Origin of the sequence: Candidatus Frankia nodulisporulans (assembly GCF_902806475.1) — a bacterium.
Lineage (GTDB): Bacteria > Actinomycetota > Actinomycetes > Frankiales > Frankiaceae > Frankia > Frankia umida.
The window spans coordinates 1-296 of record NZ_CADCWS010000590.1; the positions used below are offsets into that span (position 1 = coordinate 1).

Genomic DNA, 296 nt, shown 5'->3' on the forward strand with positions numbered 1-296 from the left:
AGTTATGGCGGTCCGGCTTCCTGCTCCACCCGGGTGTATGTCTACGATGCCGAATCCAACCGCAGCAGCCTGTCGAGCTATCCGGATGCGGGGGGTAGCGACGCGGGGAACTGTTCGACGTCGACGACACCGACGGTATACTCGTTCTCTTATGATCAGGCCGATCGGCTTACGAACAGCGGCTACGCCTATGACCTGTTCGGTCGCACGACCACCGACCCTTATCCGCCGGCTGGTTCGTCGGCGAGTCTCGGCTACTACGTGAACGACCTGGTGGCCAGCGAGACGGTGGGTTC

The 296-nt window shown here is 61.8% G+C and carries 1 protein-coding gene; it reads left to right on the forward strand.

Annotation, left to right across the window (positions count from 1 at the left end):
- Positions 1-33: 33 nt before the first annotated feature.
- The coding region (locus G6R24_RS21510) for a hypothetical protein (protein WP_192029242.1) at positions 34-296 on the forward strand (263 nt) is incomplete at its 3' end.